Source organism: Pseudomonas sp. MT3, from assembly GCF_054720805.1.
In genome coordinates this window covers 24,164-39,984 of the sequence record NZ_JBTVPY010000003.1, presented here as the reverse complement: position 1 = coordinate 39,984, position 15,821 = coordinate 24,164, and the positions used below count along the sequence as shown (strand labels likewise).

General features: G+C 64.9%; 13 protein-coding genes. 8 read left to right on the top strand and 5 right to left on the bottom strand.

Going from position 1 to position 15,821, the window contains the following annotated elements; genetic code table 11:
- Positions 1–32: 32 nt before the first annotated feature.
- The gene (gene leuA / locus ACYCAX_RS03690) at positions 33–1,703 is read right to left on the bottom strand and encodes a 2-isopropylmalate synthase (protein WP_460247440.1); all 1,671 of its coding nucleotides are present in this window, start codon (positions 1,701–1,703) and stop codon (positions 33–35) included.
- Positions 1,704–2,104: 401 nt separating this feature from the next.
- Here leuA and ACYCAX_RS03685 point away from each other — a divergent pair, with 401 nt between their 5' ends.
- From ACYCAX_RS03685 to ACYCAX_RS03665, 5 genes are all read left to right on the top strand, one after another.
- Positions 2,105–2,590 carry a DUF2946 domain-containing protein gene (locus ACYCAX_RS03685; RefSeq protein WP_294980406.1) on the top strand — a complete coding sequence of 162 codons (486 nt, stop codon included), beginning with the start codon at positions 2,105–2,107 and terminating at the stop codon, positions 2,588–2,590.
- A 112-nt stretch (positions 2,591–2,702) separates the two neighbouring features.
- Positions 2,703–4,799, top strand: a complete 2,097-nt coding sequence (locus ACYCAX_RS03680; protein ID WP_460247439.1) for a TonB-dependent copper receptor — start codon at positions 2,703–2,705, stop codon at positions 4,797–4,799.
- A gap of 53 nt (positions 4,800–4,852) precedes the next feature.
- The gene (locus tag ACYCAX_RS03675; RefSeq protein ID WP_460247438.1) at positions 4,853–6,223 is read left to right on the top strand and encodes a PepSY-associated TM helix domain-containing protein; all 1,371 of its coding nucleotides are present in this window, start codon (positions 4,853–4,855) and stop codon (positions 6,221–6,223) included.
- 132 nt (positions 6,224–6,355) lie between these two features.
- Positions 6,356–6,853: a copper chaperone PCu(A)C gene (locus ACYCAX_RS03670; RefSeq protein WP_460247437.1), complete on the top strand. Its 498-nt coding sequence runs from the start codon at positions 6,356–6,358 to the stop codon at positions 6,851–6,853.
- Positions 6,853–7,395: a GNAT family N-acetyltransferase gene (locus ACYCAX_RS03665; protein WP_015478479.1), complete on the top strand. Its 543-nt coding sequence runs from the start codon at positions 6,853–6,855 to the stop codon at positions 7,393–7,395. The genes ACYCAX_RS03670 and ACYCAX_RS03665 overlap by 1 nt, the downstream gene beginning before the upstream one ends.
- Here ACYCAX_RS03665 and ACYCAX_RS03660 read toward each other — a convergent pair.
- The 4 genes from ACYCAX_RS03660 to xseA form a co-directional block, all read right to left on the bottom strand.
- Positions 7,376–7,765 carry a ribosomal maturation YjgA family protein gene (locus tag ACYCAX_RS03660; RefSeq protein ID WP_460247436.1) on the bottom strand — a complete coding sequence of 130 codons (390 nt, stop codon included), beginning with the start codon at positions 7,763–7,765 and terminating at the stop codon, positions 7,376–7,378. The two genes, ACYCAX_RS03665 and ACYCAX_RS03660, sit on opposite strands and share 20 nt — an antisense overlap.
- Positions 7,765–8,601, bottom strand: a complete 837-nt coding sequence (locus tag ACYCAX_RS03655; protein ID WP_015478477.1) for a M23 family metallopeptidase — start codon at positions 8,599–8,601, stop codon at positions 7,765–7,767. Before ACYCAX_RS03655 ends, ACYCAX_RS03660 begins: the two co-directional genes overlap by 1 nt.
- A 218-nt stretch (positions 8,602–8,819) precedes the next feature.
- On the bottom strand, positions 8,820–9,575 hold the full coding sequence (locus ACYCAX_RS03650) for a M15 family metallopeptidase (RefSeq protein WP_460247435.1): 756 nt from the start codon (positions 9,573–9,575) through the stop codon (positions 8,820–8,822).
- 6 nt (positions 9,576–9,581) lie between these two features.
- A complete protein-coding gene (gene xseA / locus ACYCAX_RS03645) occupies positions 9,582–10,961 on the bottom strand; it encodes an exodeoxyribonuclease VII large subunit (protein WP_460247434.1) in 1,380 nt (459 codons plus the stop codon).
- A 137-nt stretch (positions 10,962–11,098) separates the two neighbouring features.
- On the opposite strand from xseA, the gene guaB reads away from it, so the two are divergent.
- From guaB to ACYCAX_RS03630, 3 genes are all read left to right on the top strand, one after another.
- A complete protein-coding gene (gene guaB / locus ACYCAX_RS03640; protein WP_460247433.1) occupies positions 11,099–12,568 on the top strand; it encodes an IMP dehydrogenase in 1,470 nt (489 codons plus the stop codon).
- An 82-nt stretch (positions 12,569–12,650) separates the two neighbouring features.
- Positions 12,651–14,228: a glutamine-hydrolyzing GMP synthase gene (guaA, locus tag ACYCAX_RS03635; RefSeq protein WP_015478473.1), complete on the top strand. Its 1,578-nt coding sequence runs from the start codon at positions 12,651–12,653 to the stop codon at positions 14,226–14,228.
- Positions 14,229–14,532: 304 nt separating this feature from the next.
- Positions 14,533–15,735 carry a tyrosine-type recombinase/integrase gene (locus tag ACYCAX_RS03630; protein WP_000954590.1) on the top strand — a complete coding sequence of 401 codons (1,203 nt, stop codon included), beginning with the start codon at positions 14,533–14,535 and terminating at the stop codon, positions 15,733–15,735.
- The last annotated feature ends 86 nt before the right edge of the window (positions 15,736–15,821 follow it).

Sequence of the window (15,821 nt, the reverse complement as noted above, 5' to 3'; positions counted from 1 at the left end):
CCGGGGCAAAGGGGACAGCGGTACTAGCGGGCTTATGCGGCTTTCGCGTGGCCCAGCGTCACGGCGCGGTTCAGGGCGCTGAACAGCGCACGGAAGCTCGCGGTGGTGATGTTTTCATCGATGCCGATGCCGTGCAGCGAACGACCACCCTCGACGCGCAGTTCGATGTAGGCAGCCGCGCGGGCGTTGGTGCCGGAGCCGATGGCGTGCTCGTTGTAGTCCATGATCTCGACTTCCACCGGCAGCGAGGCGACCAGGGCTTCCAGGGTGCCCTTGCCCTTGCCGTGCCAGCGGTGCTGTTCGCCCTTGTGGGTGACGTCGATGTCGATGGCGCAGATGCCGTTCTCTTCCTGCAGGCGGTAGTTCTTCAGGCCGAACGGGGAGACGGCCTGCAGGTACTCTTTCTGCAGCAGGGTGTAGATCTGCTCGGCGGTCATTTCCAGGCCCAGGCGATCGGTCTCGTTCTGCACCACCTGGCTGAACTCGATCTGCATGCGGCGCGGCAGGCTGATGCCATATTCCTGCTCCAGCAGGAAGGTGATGCCGCCCTTGCCGGACTGGCTGTTCACACGGATCACCGCCTCGTAGCTGCGGCCGATGTCCGCCGGGTCGATCGGCAGGTACGGTACTTCCCACACGGCGTCCGCCTGCTGCTGGGCGAAGCCCTTGCGGATGGCGTCCTGGTGGGAGCCGGAGAAGGCGGTGTGGACCAGGTCGCCGACGTACGGGTGACGCGGGTGCACCGGAATCTGGTTGCATTCTTCCACCACCTTGCGCACGGCGTCGATGTCGGAGAAGTCCAGCTCGGGGTCGATGCCCTGGGTGTACATGTTCAGCGCCATCGTCACCAGGCACAGGTTGCCGGTACGCTCGCCGTTGCCGAACAGGCAGCCTTCGACGCGGTCGGCGCCGGCCATCAGGGCCAGTTCCGAAGCGGCCACGCCAGTGCCACGGTCATTGTGGGTGTGCAGGCTGATGATCACGCTGTCGCGCTTGTCGATGTGACGGCAGAACCACTCGATCTGGTCGGCGTAGTTGTTCGGCGTGGCGCACTCGACGGTGGCGGGCAGGTTCAGGATCAGACGGTTGGCCGGGGTCGGCTGGAACACGTCGATCACCGCGTTGCACACCTCGACGGCGAAGTCGGTCTCGGTGGAAGTGAACACTTCCGGCGAATATTCGAAGCCCCACTGGGTTTCCGGCGCGGCGGCGGCCAGGCGCTTGACGGTGTTGCCGGCGGCAATGGCAATGGCTTTCACACCCGCCTTGTCCTGGTTGAAGACGATCTTGCGGAAGGCCGGCGCGCAGGCGTTGTAGTAGTGGACGATGGCCTTCTTCGCACCCTTCAGGGACTCGAAGGTGCGCTCGATGAGGTCGTCGCGGGCCTGGGTCAGCACCTGGATGGTGACATCATCGGGAATGTGGCCGCCCTCGATCAGCTCGCGAACGAAGTCGAAGTCGGTCTGCGAGGCGGACGGGAAGCCCACTTCGATTTCCTTCAGGCCCACCTGAACCAGGCACTTGAAGAAGCGCATCTTCTTCTCGGCGTCCATCGGCTCGATCAGCGACTGGTTGCCGTCGCGCAGGTCGGTGGACAGCCAGATCGGCGCCTTGTCGATGATCTTGTCCGGCCAGGTGCGGTCGGGCAGGGTGATCTGGGTGAAGGGACGGTATTTCTTCGACGGATCTTTCAACATGCTCATGAGCGGAATCCTTGTTCTTTCTGGCCAGCGGCCTGCGCGAAAAATGAAGACGAGAAGAGGCGAAACCGGGGAAGGGGGCTCAGCCACGCAGTCGCGGGCTGACCAGGCGCAGGCAGGCGTGTTGGCGAAGCAGGATGAGGGTGTGTGCGGTGTTCATGAGTGCCAACCTAATGGCCTGAGAAGGCGATGGCAAGCATTCATGGAAAATTGGTAGAAAAACTCTTTTTATCATTTCAATCGATAATTAATTGCTGGAAATAAATTGTTTTAGCAATTTTTATAGATAGTCTGCGCTGTGCTTAACTGATTCTGCGTCCACGTGCCGCAGTGGGGGCGGGGAACTCCGTGCGATCATGGCGCACCCGCTTCAGGCGGGGACTTTCCATCCGCAAGGACATTTCGTGACCCGTCGTACCCGACAAGGCATAGGAACCTGGCTGGCGCTGTTCGCCATGCTGATGATCTATGTCGGCCCACTGGTATCCCAGTCGCTGCCGATGGATCACCCTATGCCGATGGGCCATTCCATGCCGATGGAGCATGGAGCCTCCGCGCAGCACGGGGGCATGCAGCACGGCCCGGCCATGACGCACGACATGGCCGGCATGGACGGGATGGCCAGCGCCGACGGCCACCAGGCTTCGGGCCAGCATACCGCTCCGGCATCCCACGGTGAAAAGTCGCTCACCGCCGATGCCTTCATGGAGAAGTGCGGCTACTGCAGCCTGCTGATCCACAGCCCGCCGCTGACACCGCCACCGGTCCTGCTGGATCACGGCTTGCCCACCACCGGCACGCCCGCCGTCCAGTTCTCGATCTCCACCATTCCCGCTTCGCCGGTCTTCCCCGGCGCCCGCTCGCGTGCTCCACCGGCCCTGATCGGCTGATCCCCTGCACAATCCCGACTCCATCGACCGCGGGCGCGAATGAGTGCTTTTGCCTGCGCGCCGTGCGTGTCTGCATGGAACGGGCGTATTCACCGATCATGGAATAAATGCAATGTCCCGCATGCCAATGCTCCGTCGGCCGCGTGCCGGCGGCTTGCGCGCCCTCTGCGCGCTGACCGCCCTGGGCGGTTTCACTGCCGTGCCTGTCCTGGCCGAGGAAGAAGACCACGCCGCCCACGCGGTGGAGCTGGAGCCCAGTGTCATCACCGCCGTGGCACAGAGTTCGCCGCTCACCATCGTTACCGACCCCAAGCAGCCGCGCCAGCCGATCCCGGCCAGCGACGGCGCCGATTACCTCAAGACCATCCCCGGCTTCTCCGCCATCCGCAACGGTGGCACCAACGGCGACCCGGTACTGCGCGGCATGTTCGGCTCGCGCCTGAACATCCTCACCAACGGCACCACCATGCTCGGCGCGTGCCCGGCGCGGATGGATGCGCCCACCTCCTATATCTCCCCGGAAACCTACGACAAGCTCACGGTGGTGAAAGGTCCGGAAACCGTGATCTGGGGCCCCGGCGCCTCGGCCGGCACCATTCGCTTCGACCGTGAGCCGGAGCGCTTCGGCGAGCTGGGTTCGCGGATCAACGGCAGCCTGGTGGGCGGCTCCAACGGCCGCTTCGACCGGGTGCTGGACGCCGCCGCCGGCGGGCCCGAAGGTTACCTGCGCTTCACCGGCAACAAATCGCAGTCCGACGATTACGACGACGGCGCCGGCGATACGGTGCCCTCGCGCTGGAACAAGTGGAACGGCGATGTCGCCGTGGGCTGGACCCCGGATGCCGATACCGTTCTCGAGCTCACCGCCGGCAAGGGCGATGGCGAGGCACGCTACGCCGGGCGCGGCATGGACGGCTCGCAGTTCAAGCGCGAGAGCCTCGGTCTGCGCTTCGAGAAGTCCAACATCGGTGGAGTGCTCGATACACTGGAGGCGCAGGTCTACTACAACTACGCCGACCACGTGATGGATAACTACAGCCTGCGCACGCCGTCCGGCACCGGCATGATGGCCGGCCCGATGGCCTCCAACGTCGACCGCCGCACGCTGGGCGGGCGCCTGGCCGCCACCTGGCGCTGGGACGACTTCAAGCTGATCTCCGGCGTCGATGCGCAGACCAACGAACACCGCCAGCGCAAAGGCATGGGCATCAACACCTACGATGACCAGCCGTGGAACAAGGATGCGGTGTTCCACAATTACGGCGCGTTCGGCGAATTGACCTGGTACGCCGCCGAGCGCGACCGCGTCATCGGCGGCGCGCGGCTGGACCGCGCCTCGGCCAAGGATTACCGGCAGACCACCGGCTCGGGCATGATGGTGCGTCCCAACCCGACGGCGGACGACACCCGCGCCGACACCCTGCCCAGTGGCTTCGTGCGCTACGAGCACGACCTGGACGGCACGCCGGCCACCCTGTACGCCGGCCTTGGCCACGTGCAGCGTTTTCCGGACTACTGGGAGCTGTTCTCGCCGAACAAGGGGCCGAGCGGCTCGCTCAACGCCTTCGACAGCATCAAGCCGGAGAAGACCACCCAGTTCGACTTTGGCGTGCAGTACGAGGACGAGAAGCTCAAGGCCTGGGCCTCGGGCTACGTCGGCGTGATCCGTGACTACATCCTGTTCGACTACATGCCCAGCGGCATGATGGGACGCACCTCCCAGGCGCGAAACATCGACGCGCGGATCATGGGTGGCGAGCTGGGGGCGGCTTACGCGCTGACCAGCAACTGGACCGCCGACGGCACCCTGGCCTATGCCTGGGGCAAGAACACCACAGACGACACCGCGCTGCCGCAGATGCCGCCGCTGGAGGCGCGCTTCGGCCTCAGTTACGAGGAAGGCGACTGGAGCGCCGGCGGTCTCTGGCGCGTGGTCGCGCATCAGGGCCGGATCGCCGAGAACCAGGGCAACGTGGTCGGCTATGACTTCGACGAAAGCCCTGGCTTCGCGGTGTTCTCGCTCAACGGCGCGTACAAGCTGAGCAAGAACCTCAAGGTCAGCAGCGGCGTCGACAACCTGTTCGACAAGGACTACTCCGAGCACCTGAACCTGGCGGGCAACGCCGGCTTCGGCTACCCGGCCAACGACCCCGAATCGATCCACGAGCCGGGACGTACGTTCTGGACCAAAGTGGACTTCTCGTTCTGAAGCCCGACCGGCCCCCGCCGGTCGGGGGCCTCCTTGCGTGAGGAGACCAACGAATGCAGAAGAAGACATTCGATTTCTACAATCTGGCCTGGCGCTGGCATTTCTATGCCGGGCTGTTCGTCGCGCCGTTCATGATCCTGCTGTCGATCACCGGGATCATCTACCTGTTCAAGCCGCAGCTCGACCCGCTGATGTACGGCGACCTGCTGCAGGTGAAGCCGGGCGAGGTGAGGCTGTCCGCCGACGAGCAACTGATGCACCTGCGTCACCAGAATCCGCAACTACAGGTCAGCCAGTACCTGCCGGCACCGGCCGCTGACCGCAGCGCGCAGTTCGTCGCTCAACTGGACGGGCGCGAGGTGAATGCCTTCGTCGATCCGTACAGCGGCAAGCTGCTCGGTGTGCAGGACGCCAAGTCCAACCTGCAGGCGGCGGCCCGCGCACTGCACGGCGAGCTGATGATCGGTACCCTGGGTGACCGGTTGATCGAACTGGCCGCCGGCTGGGGCATCGTGCTGGTGGTGTCCGGGCTGTACCTGTGGTGGCCGCGCAAGCGCTCGCTGCGCGTGCTGCTCTGGCCGGACCTGTCGCGCCGTGGCCGTGCGCTGTGGCGCGAGGTGCACGTGGTGGTCGGCTTCTGGGGCTCGCTGCTGATGCTGTTCATGCTGCTCACCGGCATGACCTGGACCGGCTTCTGGGGCAAGACCTTCGCCGACGTGTGGAACCGTTTCCCGGTGGCCATGTGGAACGCGGTGCCCAAGTCCGACCTGGAAGCGCGCACGCTCAACGACGCGCATCGACAGACCATCCCCTGGGCAATGGAGAACACCCCGATGCCGATGTCAGGTGGTGCCCACGCCGAGCACATGGCCCACGGCTCCGGCGGCATGGCGATGCCGCAGATCAGCCTGCAGCAGGTGGTCGATACCGCAGACCAGGCGGGCGTGACACCGGGCTACGCCATTGCACTGCCCAAGGGCGAGGAGGGCGTGTTCACCGTCTCGGTGTTCGCCGACGACTCGCGCAACGACGCCACCCTGCACATCGACCAGTACACCGGCAAGGTCCTCGCCGATGTGCGCTGGAAGGACTATGGACTGGTGGCGAAAAGCGTCGAATCCGGCGTGATGCTGCACGAAGGCAAGATGTTCGGGCTGTTCAACCAACTGCTCATGCTCGCCGTCTGCCTGATGATCCTGCTCAGCGCGGTCAGTGGCCTGTGGATCTGGTGGAAGCGCCGTCCGCAGGGGCGCCTCGGCGTGCCGCCGATGCCCCATGCGCTGCCGGTGTGGAAGGGTGGGGTGGTAATCATGCTCATCCTCGCTATCGCCTTCCCGCTGGTGGGGGCGTCGCTGCTGCTGGTGTGGGTGCTGGACTGGGTCGTGCTGTCGCGCTTCAAACCGCACAGCCCGGCAATGAGTTGAGGGCAGAGCGGTTGGCTGCCCTGACGTCTGCCGCAAGGCAGGCTATGCTGCGGCGCGATCGTTTCGCCTGCGGCCCGAAGTTTCCCCGCCGTATTGGCGGATCTGATCACAAGCACAACTGGAGTCTCGAACATGCGTAAAACCCTGCTCGCTTTCGCTGCCCTGCTGAGCTTCTCCGGCGCGGCCCTGGCCCACGAGTACGAGGCCGGCAACCTGCACATCGACCATCCCTGGTCGCTGCTGCTGCCGGCCAACTCGGTGAACGGCGCGGCCTATTTCATCGTGCAGAACCACGGCAAGGAGGCGGACCGTCTGCTCGGCGCCGCAACCGACCGCGCCGCCAGCGCCGAGGTCCACCAGCACGTGGAGAAGGACGGCATGATGAAGATGCAGAAGGTCGAAGGCGTGGACATCCCCGCCGGCGGCAAGGTGGTCTTCGCCCCCGGCCAGTACCACCTGATGCTGTTCGGCCTGAAGAAGCCGCTGGCCGATGGCGAGCGCTTCCCGCTGACCCTGCACTTCCAGAAGGCTGGCGACGTGAAGGTCGAGGTCGCCGTGCAGAAGGACGCGCCGAAGGGAACGGACATGGGCCACGACATGCACGACATGCACGACATGCAGATGAACTGATGAGCGGCCTGCTCCTGCGTCCGTTGGTCTGGGCGCAAGACGGCGAGTGGCTGCACGGGTTCGATGGCAGCTACTCGAGCGACTCGATCCTGCGGATCGAGTCCGCCGCCGATGGTTTCATCCTGCGCGAGGAACGCCTGTCCGAGGCACAGACCAAGCGCTATCCCTTCGCCGATCTGGAAGACGACGTGGCGGCGGCCGACTGGACCGCCGTCGCTGTCGACGAGGGCGGCGAACGTCTGGGCTTCGCCATCGCCCACTACGAAATCTGGAACCGCCGCGCGGTGCTGGACGACCTATTCGTCCTCGCCGGCGCCCGCGGACGTGGCGTCGGAAAATTGCTGCTGGACGCCTGCCTGGACTGGGCGCGTGGCACCGAAGCGCGCCACCTGTGGCTGGAAACCCAGAATCTCAACCTGCCTGCAGTGGGCTTCTATCGCTCCCGTGGCTTCGCCCTGAGCGGCCTGTCCACCGACCTCTACGACCCGCAGCAGGTACTGCCGGGGGAGATGGCGCTGTACTTCAGCTATTCGCTGGCCTGAGGGCCGTGTTGATGCGGTGCGTCAGCAGAATCAACGCGAAGCCGATGGCGTAGGCCAGCACATCCAGCCAGTCCGGCGTGCTGCCGAGCAGGATGCGCACAATCCGATTGCCGATCTGCCAATGCAGGGTCGCCGCGAGAAACTGACCGAATTCGATCAGCAGTCCGCAACCCAGCGCCACGGCGGCCAGCCAGTGAGTGGGCGCATCGAAGGCTGCGCGCAGCAGGCAGTACAGCCAGATCACCGCCAGTACGTCGCCGCCGAAACCGCGCAGCCAGCCGAGGTTGGCGCCGGCCGTGGCCAGCCAGGCGAGTGCGGCCAGCCCGAGCAGCGCGAAGACCGCGCTGGGCGGATCGAAGCGAACGCGCATCAGGGCTTGAAGACGCCGATGAAGATTGCCGGGTCGACGCGGGCGTCGTTCAGGCTGACGTTCCAGTGCATGTGCGGCCCGGTCGCCCGGCCGGTGGCGCCGACGCGGCCGACCACGCCACCGCGAGGGAGCGCATCGCCGAGTTTCACGTCGATCTTCGACATGTGGCAGAACATGCTGATGAAGCCCTGGCCGTGGTCGACGAACACGGTGTTGCCGTTGAAGAAGTAGTTGCCGATCAGGATCACCTTGCCGGCGGCCGGCGACTTGATCGGGGTGCCGGCGGGCACGGCGAAGTCCAGTCCGGAGTGCGGGTTGCGCTCCTCCCCGTTGAAGAAGCGGCGCAGACCGAAGGGGCTGGAGAGCGGGCCGTTGACCGGCTTGTCCAGTACCAGATTGCTCGGCGTCCCGGGGCTGAAGCTGCGGTAGGCGGCGGTCTGCTCGGCCAGCTCGCGGTTGATGCGCTTGAGGTCCTCGGGCAGCGGGTTCACCTGGCGGGTGTTCGAAAGTCGGATGCGCTGCTCTTTATAGTGCTTGCTGCCCACGCTGAAGCCTAGGTTGCGGCTGGCGCCGCCCTGTTTCACGACGATCTGCTGGTTGCCGGCCTTGGTGGTCAGCGGGATGCCGACGATGGCGATCCAGTCGCGGCCTTCCTCGCGGATCACCAGTACCGGTTTGCCCTGGTAGGTGGCGGTGGGCACGGCGGCGTCCTGGCCCAGTTGCACCACGGCAACGCCGCCGGGCACCGGCTTGTTCAGCGTGCGGCTGATGAAACCTTCGGCGTGGGCGGTCAGGGTGAAAAGAGTGGCGATGAGCAGGCAGGAGAATCGGAACATTGCGCTATCCGTGGACGTGTCGGCGGACGAAGCGGGCAGTCTACACGGGCCGCTTTGGCGGGCGGGGCGATTTCGTCGAAAGCGGAACGTCTCGGCGGGCAGCTCTTCGCAGGACCGAGGGGGACGCCCCAGTCCTTGCTCGCGAACCAGCCTCTGCAGCGGGGCTGTTCGCGAGCAAGCTCGCTCCTACAGATTCCGCGTGTTCTTGTGCCGAGGCGTTAGTGGCGCAGGCCTTCGAGCTGCTGGCGCCACAGCTGCTCCAGCGACAGCACCTGCGCCGGCCCATAGATGGCGTGGGGGCTGCCCAGGTGCGCGGCCCACAGCTGGTCGCCGTAGTCGTAATGCCACCACTCGCTGGAGAGGTTGCTGAAGCCTGCCGCCAGCATGGCGTTGAACAGTATCCGGCGGTTGTCGCGCACGCGTTGCTGGGCTTCGTCCGGCTGGGCGATTTCTTCGTAATGGCGGGTATGGGAGCGCGGCGTCGCCTCGTCGAACAGGCTGCCCATGTCCAGCCAGTGGCCGCCGCGGTCGCACAGGGTCAGGTCGATGGCGCCGCCGGTTAGGTGCGGGCTGGGCGACTCGGCGCGGGTGCTGGGCGGCGCGACGAACTCGCGGGTGCGGCGGGTCAGCTCGGCCGGGTCGGCGTCCGGTTCGTGCTGGCGGAGAATGTCGTAGAGCGTGTCGTACAGGTGCTGCTGCACCGCGAAGGGCCGCCAGGCGTCGAGGATCACCAGGCGGATGCCGTCGGGCAGCAGGCTCGCGGCGTGCAGCAGGCGCTCGAAGACTTCCGTGCGCGCATAGCATTCCGGCTGCGCATTGGGCACGCCCAGGCGGTGATAGGCCGGCCACACCGCGAAGCCGGTGGCGATGCCCAGGGCCTGCAGCGGCTGGTCGCATTCGATGATCGGCACGCGGAAGGCTTCGGCCCAGTCCGGATCGGGTTGCGGCAGGATCGGCGCGAGCAGGTCGGTCATCGGCAGTCAGTCCAGCAGGGAAAGGGTGACGGGCGCCTGGTGGTTGTCCTCCACCCGCACCTCTAGTTCGCCGTCGCCCAGCCGGGCTTTCAGGCGCTGGCCGTTCCTGGTCTGCGCGGCGCTGCGGATAGCCTGGCCCTTGTCGTCCAGGAGGATGCTGTAGCCGCGGCCAAGGGTCGCCAGCGGGCTGACGATGTGCAGCGTCTGCATCAGGCTGTCCAGGCGCTGGCGCTGTTCGCGCAGGATCGCGTGGGTGGCGCGGGGCAGGCGGGCGCTGAGGTTGTCCAGGCGCTGGCGCAGCAGGGCCAGGTTGCGGCCGGGGTGCTGCGCGGCGAGACGGGTGTCCAGCCGCGCGACGCGCTCCTGGCGGATCTGCAGCTGGCGCTCGAAGGCGCGGCGCAGGCGCATGTCCAGGTCGTCCAGGCGCTGGGCCTGCTGGCGCAGGCGCTCGCCGGGGTGGCGCAGGCGCCGGGCGGTGCCTTCCAGGCGCAGCCGCTCGCGGGTCAGGCGGTCCTGGATGCGCAGGATCAGCCGGCGGCGCAGGCTGTCCAGGCGCTGCTGCAGGTCGCCGCTGTGGGGCGCCAGCAGTTCGGCGGCGGCCGAAGGCGTGGGCGCACGCACGTCGGCGACGAAATCGCTGATGGACACGTCGGTCTCATGGCCCACGGCGCTGACGATGGGCGTCACGCAGGCGGCGATGGCGCGGGCCACCGGTTCCTCGTTGAAGCACCAGAGGTCTTCCAGCGAACCGCCGCCACGGGCCAGGATCAGCGCGTCGAAGCCCTGCGCATCGGCCAGTTTGAGCGCCCGGACGATCTGCCCGATGGCCTCGCGGCCCTGTACGGCGGTGGGGACCAGGGTCAACTCGACCTGCGGCGCGCGGCGGCGGAACACGCTGATGATGTCGCGGATCACCGCGCCGGTGGGCGAGCTGACGATGCCGATGCGCCTTGGGTGGGCGGGTAGTTCCTGCTTGCGTTCGGCGGCGAACAGACCCTCGGTGGCGAGTTTTTCCTTCAAGGCCTCGAAGGCCAGGCGCAGCGCGCCGTCACCGGCCGGTTCGACGGCATCGGCGATCAATTGATAGTCGCCACGTCCCTCGAACAGCGAAACCTTGCCGCGCACCCGCACGGCGAGTCCGTCGCGCAGGGCCTGGCGCACGCGCAGGGCGTTCTGCCGGAACAGCGCACAGCGCACCTGGGCGTTGCTGTCCTTCAAGGTGAAGTACATATGGCCGGACGCGGGGCGGGCGAGGTTGGATATCTCGCCCTCGACCCACACCTGCGGGAACACGTCCTCCAGCAGGTGGCGGGCGCGCTGGTTGAGCTGGCTGACGGTCAGAACCTCGCGGTCGAGGCCCAGCCGTTGGAAGGGATCATTCTGCATGGCCAAGGATGATAAGCGCGCCCGTGGACCGGGGCCAGCTTGCGAGACCGATTCAGATCGTCTGGTTGCGTTGAGCCATGCCCCCTAGCTGGGATATAATGCCGCGCTTCCATTTTTCCCGATCGGGAGCCCCCGCCATGCTGCGCATCAGCCAAGAAGCCCTCACTTTCGACGACGTCCTCCTGATTCCCGGTTATTCGGAAGTCCTACCCAAGGACGTGAGCCTGAAAACCCGACTGACCCGTGGCATCGAACTGAATATCCCGCTGGTGTCCGCCGCGATGGATACCGTGACCGAATCCCGCCTGGCCATCGCTATGGCGCAGGAAGGCGGCATCGGCATCATCCACAAGAACATGGGCATCGAGCAGCAGGCTGCCGAAGTTCGCAAGGTCAAGAAGCACGAGACTGCCATCGTCCGCGACCCGATCACCGTGACCCCGTCGACCAAGATCATCGAGCTGCTGCAGATTGCCCGCGAGTACGGCTTCTCCGGCTTCCCGGTGGTGGAAGAGGGCGAGCTGGTCGGCATCGTCACCGGTCGCGACCTGCGCGTGAAGCCGAACGTCGGCGACAGCGTTTCCGCGATCATGACCCCGAAGGACAAGTTGGTCACCGCCCGCGAAGGCACCGCCCTGGAAGAGATCAAGGCCGCGCTCTACGAGAACCGCATCGAGAAGATGCTGGTGGTCGACGAGAAATTCCGCCTGACCGGTCTGGTGACCTTCCGTGACATCGAGAAGGCCAAGACCTACCCGCTGGCTTCCAAGGACGACGAAGGCCGCCTGCGCGTCGGCGCGGCCGTCGGCACCGGCGCCGACACCGGCGAGCGCGTTGCCGCACTGGTCGCCGCCGGCGTTGACGTCGTCGTCGTCGACACCGCCCACGGCCACTCCAAGGGCGTGATCGAGCGCGTGCGCTGGGTGAAGGAAACCTTCCCGCAGGTCCAGGTCATCGGCGGCAACATCGCCACCGGCGAAGCCGCCAAGGCACTGGCCGACGCCGGCGCGGATGCCGTGAAAGTCGGCATCGGCCCGGGCTCCATCTGTACCACCCGTATCGTCGCTGGCGTCGGTGTTCCGCAGATCTCCGCCATCGCCAACGTCGCCGCCGCCCTCGAAGGCACTGGCGTTCCGCTGATCGCCGACGGCGGCATCCGCTTCTCCGGCGACCTGGCCAAGGCCATGGTGGCCGGCGCCTACTGCGTGATGATGGGTTCGATGTTCGCCGGTACCGAAGAGGCTCCGGGCGAGATCGAGCTGTTCCAGGGCCGTTCCTACAAGTCCTACCGTGGCATGGGCTCCCTGGGTGCCATGGCCGGCTCCACCGGTTCCTCCGACCGTTACTTCCAGGACGCCTCCGCTGGCGCCGAGAAGCTGGTGCCCGAAGGTATCGAAGGCCGTGTGCCGTACAAGGGCCAGCTGACCGCCATCGTCCACCAGCTGATGGGTGGCCTGCGCGCTGCGATGGGCTACACCGGCAGCGCCGACATCCAGGATATGCGTACCAAACCGCAGTTCGTGCGTATCACCGGCGCCGGCATGGCCGAGTCCCACGTCCACGATGTGCAGATCACCAAGGAAGCGCCGAACTACCGCGTAGGTTGAGGCTTCTTCGGTAAATGAGTCGGATACGGGGCTGGTTGATACAGCCCCGTGTCGTTTGAGAATTTCGCTACGAGAGATGGCCATGGCCCAAGACATTCACGCTCACCGGATCCTGATCCTCGACTTCGGCTCCCAGTACACCCAGCTGATCGCCCGCCGCGTCCGCGAGATCGGTGTGTACTGCGAGATCCATCCGTTCGACATGAGCGACGAGGACGTTCGCGCCTTCGCCCCGCGCGGCATCATCCTGGCCGGCGGCCCGGAGTCGGTGCACGAAGCCAACAGCCCGCGTGCGCCGCAGGCCGTGTTCGACCTGAAGGTTCCGCTGTTCGGCATCTGCTACGGCATGCAGACCATGGCCGAGCAGATGGGCGGCAAGGTGCTGGGTTCGGAGCTGCGCGAGTTCGGCTACGCCCGCGTCGACGTGGTCGGCAAGGCCCGCCTGCTGGACGGCATCGAAGACCACGTGGACGAGGACGGCGTGTTCGGCCTCGACGTGTGGATGAGCCACGGCGACAAGGTCACCGAGATCCCGGAAGGTTTCCACATCCTCGCCAGCACCCCGAGCTGCCCGATCGCCGCGATGGCCGACGATGCCCGTGGCTACTACGGCGTGCAGTTCCACCCGGAAGTGACCCACACCAAGCAGGGCGGTCGCATCCTCTCGCGCTTCGTGCTGGACATCTGCGGCTGCGAAGCCCTGTGGACCCCGTCCAACATCGTCAACGACGCCATCGCCACCGTACGCGCCCAGGTGGGTTCGTCCAAGGTGCTGCTGGGCCTCTCCGGCGGTGTCGACTCCTCGGTGGTCGCAGCCTTGCTGCACAAGGCCATCGGCGACCAGCTGACCTGCGTCTTCGTCGACAACGGCCTGCTGCGCCTGCACGAAGGTGACCAGGTGATGGCCATGTTCGCCGAGAACATGGGCGTGAAAGTGATCCGCGCCAACGCCGAAGACAAGTTCCTCGGCCGCCTGGCCGGCGTCGCCGACCCGGAGCAGAAGCGCAAGATCATCGGCAAGACCTTCATCGAGGTCTTCGACGAGGAAGCCACCAAGCTGCAGAACGTCAAGTTCCTCGCCCAGGGCACCATCTACCCCGACGTGATCGAGTCGGCCGGCGCCAAGACCGGCAAGGCCCACGTGATCAAGTCGCACCATAACGTCGGTGGCCTGCCGGAAGACATGCAGTTCGAACTGGTCGAGCCGCTGCGCGAACTGTTCAAGGACGAAGTGCGCAAGATCGGCCTGGAACTGGGCCTGCCCTACGACATGGTCTACCGCCACCCGTTCCCGGGCCCTGGCCTGGGCGTGCGCATCCTCGGCGAAGTGAAGAAGGAATATGCCGACCTGCTGCGTCGCGCGGACCACATCTTCATCGAAGAGCTGCGCAACTTCGACTGGTACCACAAGACCAGCCAGGCCTTCGTGGTGTTCCAGCCGGTGAAATCCGTCGGCGTGGTCGGCGATGGCCGTCGCTACGCCTGGGTCGTGGCCCTGCGCGCGGTGGAAACCATCGACTTCATGACCGCTCGCTGGGCGCACCTGCCGTACGAGCTGCTGGAGAAGGTCTCGAACCGCATCATCAACGAGATCGAAGGCATCTCCCGCGTCACCTACGACGTGTCGAGCAAGCCGCCGGCCACCATCGAGTGGGAATGATTCCGCGTCTGGCACAGCCAGGCACCTGATGGCATGAAATGCCGCTAAGCCCGCGTAATTGCGGGCTTTTTTTTGTTTGTGTTTGGCACGATCTGGCAACGGGAGGAAGCGCCAAGCACCGTTTGAGCATGGCATTAAAGCTGGTATTATGGTTTGGCGATGCCATGATTGATGCCGATACCATGCTGCGTTCTTTTGTGTGTTCATGGTATTAATATTCTATAAGTTACTGTTTCGTAAGAAAAAATACGATAAATTCGAGATTTTTTCAGCATGGTATCGGAGACGAAGAAGGACAAGGTACATGCTGACCGATACCAAGCTGCGCAATCTCAAGCCCAGGGACAAACTCTACAAAGTGAATGACCGGGAAGGTCTCTATGTGGCAGTGACTCCAGCCGGCTCCATCTCGTTCCGTTACAACTACTCAATCAACGGTCGGCAGGAGACCATCACCTTTGGGCGTTATGGTGTCGGTGGCATCACCCTGGCCGAAGCCCGCGAGCTGTTGGGTGACGCCAAGAAGATGGTTGCGGCGGGCAAGTCGCCGGCCAAGGAGAAAGCCCGAGACAAGGCGCGGGTGAAAGATGCAGAGACGTTCGGTGCCTGGGCGGAGAAGTGGCTGCGTGGCTACCAGATGGCCGACTCCACCCGCGATATGCGCCGCTCGGTTTATGAGCGTGAGCTGAAGCCGAAATTCAGCAATCAGAAGCTGGTGGAGATCACCCACGAAGACTTGCGGGCGCTGGCTGATGCCATTGTTGAGCGAGGCGCACCGGCCACCGCCGTTCATGTGCGTGAAATCGTGTTGCAGGTATTTCGCTGGGCCATCGAGCGTGGGCAGAAGGTCGAAAACCCGGCAGAACTGGTGCGCCCAACAAGCATCGCTCGATTCGAGCCACGTGACCGAGCGTTGACGCCAGAAGAAATTGGGCTGATGTACCAGTACATGGAGCGAGTGGGCACAAGCCCAACAAACCGTGCGGCGGCCAAGCTGTTATTGCTGACGATGGTGCGCAAGAGCGAGCTGACCAATGCGACCTGGAGCGAGATCAATTTCAGCGAAGCGTTGTGGACGATTCCAAAGGAGCGGATGAAACGCCGTAACCCGCACCTGGTATTTCTGTCCCAGCAGGCTCTGGATATTTTCATTGCCATGAAAACCTTTGCCGGTGGTTCCGACTTCGTTTTGCCATCACGGTACGACTCGGATGCGCCGATGAGCGCTGCCACACTTAACCAGGTGCTGACGCTGACTTACAAGGCGGCGCAGAAAGATGGGAAGTCACTTACCAAGTTCGGACCGCATGATTTGCGGCGCACAGCCAGCACGCTGTTGCATGAGGCCGGCTACAACACCGACTGGATCGAGAAGTGCCTGGCGCACGAGCAGAAGGGCGTGAGGGCTGTCTACAACAAGGCTGAGTACCGCGAGCAGCGGGCGGCGATGTTGCAGGATTGGGCCGATATGATTGATGAGTGGACTTCGGGAGGCAGTAAGGGTTGATGTTTTTGCTATCTTTGATAGCATTGAAGTTGATGCCGTGAATTTATAAATAAGGCCGCCATTGGCATCGGGCAGGTCAATTACCG

Bases quoted from the DNA above. Each gene is read 5' to 3' on its own strand.
- ACYCAX_RS03665 (WP_015478479.1), top strand. From the start codon at position 6,853: ATGAGCGGCCTGCTCCTGCGTCCGTTGGTCTGGGCGCAAGACGGCGAG.
- ACYCAX_RS03650 (WP_460247435.1), bottom strand. From the start codon at position 9,575: ATGACCGACCTGCTCGCGCCGATCCTGCCGCAACCCGATCCGGACTGG.
- ACYCAX_RS03630 (WP_000954590.1), top strand. From the start codon at position 14,533: ATGCTGACCGATACCAAGCTGCGCAATCTCAAGCCCAGGGACAAACTC.
- xseA (WP_460247434.1), bottom strand. From the start codon at position 10,961: ATGCAGAATGATCCCTTCCAACGGCTGGGCCTCGACCGCGAGGTTCTG.
- ACYCAX_RS03660 (WP_460247436.1), bottom strand. From the start codon at position 7,765: ATGCGCGTTCGCTTCGATCCGCCCAGCGCGGTCTTCGCGCTGCTCGGG.
- guaA (WP_015478473.1), top strand. From the start codon at position 12,651: ATGGCCCAAGACATTCACGCTCACCGGATCCTGATCCTCGACTTCGGC.
- ACYCAX_RS03670 (WP_460247437.1), top strand. From the start codon at position 6,356: ATGCGTAAAACCCTGCTCGCTTTCGCTGCCCTGCTGAGCTTCTCCGGC.
- guaB (WP_460247433.1), top strand. From the start codon at position 11,099: ATGCTGCGCATCAGCCAAGAAGCCCTCACTTTCGACGACGTCCTCCTG.
- ACYCAX_RS03675 (WP_460247438.1), top strand. From the start codon at position 4,853: ATGCAGAAGAAGACATTCGATTTCTACAATCTGGCCTGGCGCTGGCAT.
- leuA (WP_460247440.1), bottom strand. From the start codon at position 1,703: ATGAGCATGTTGAAAGATCCGTCGAAGAAATACCGTCCCTTCACCCAG.
- ACYCAX_RS03680 (WP_460247439.1), top strand. From the start codon at position 2,703: ATGTCCCGCATGCCAATGCTCCGTCGGCCGCGTGCCGGCGGCTTGCGC.
- ACYCAX_RS03655 (WP_015478477.1), bottom strand. From the start codon at position 8,601: ATGTTCCGATTCTCCTGCCTGCTCATCGCCACTCTTTTCACCCTGACC.